Source organism: Mangrovihabitans endophyticus, assembly GCF_014646155.1.
GTDB classification, from domain to species: domain Bacteria; phylum Actinomycetota; class Actinomycetes; order Mycobacteriales; family Micromonosporaceae; genus Actinoplanes; species Actinoplanes endophyticus.
The window spans coordinates 1-597 of the sequence record NZ_BMMX01000165.1 but is presented as its reverse complement, the minus strand read 5'-3'; the positions used below and the strand labels follow the sequence as shown (position 1 = coordinate 597).

2 protein-coding genes are annotated in these 597 nt (G+C 39.2%); both read left to right on the top strand.

Features of this window, described 5'->3' with window-relative positions:
* Positions 1-255: nickel-dependent hydrogenase large subunit (locus tag IEY73_RS34740; protein ID WP_189083248.1), on the top strand; the 255-nt coding region annotated here is incomplete at its 5' end.
* Positions 256-267: 12 nt separating this feature from the next.
* Positions 268-597, top strand: a 330-nt coding sequence (gene cybH / locus IEY73_RS34735) for a Ni/Fe-hydrogenase, b-type cytochrome subunit (protein ID WP_189083247.1), incomplete at its 3' end; no start/stop codon positions are given.

Here is a 597-nt window from a genome sequence, read left to right as displayed (position 1 = left end):
AACGGCGTGGTGGAAAATTATCAAGCGGTGGTGCCTTCTACTTGGAATGCAGGGCCTAGAGATTCTAAAAATCAAAGGGGGGCTTATGAAATGAGCTTGATTGGCACTAAAATCGCTGATTTAACCCAGCCTTTAGAAATCATTAGGACTATCCATTCTTTTGACCCATGCATCGCATGTTCGGTGCATGTGATGGATTTTAAAGGGCAGTCTTTAAACGAGTTTAAAGTAGAGCCTAATTTCGCTAAATTCTAAAAAGGGTTACGCATGGATAAAATGAATAAGGTCGTTTTACACAAAGAATATTCAGGTTTTGTGCGCTTTTTCCATTGGGTTAGGGCTTTGAGTATTTTTGCTTTAATCGCTACAGGGTTTTACATCGCTTACCCTTTTTTGCAGCCTAATTCCAGCTTTTATAAAGGGGTGTATCTTTTACAAGCTTATGTGCGCTCTTTTCATGTCATGTTTGGGTTTTTGCTCATTAGTGCATTGATCTTTAGAACCTATCTTTTTTTCACTAAAGAAAGCTTGATGGAACGCAGGAGTTTTGGCCAACTCTTAAGCCCAAAAGCTTGGATTGATCAGATGAAAGCGTAT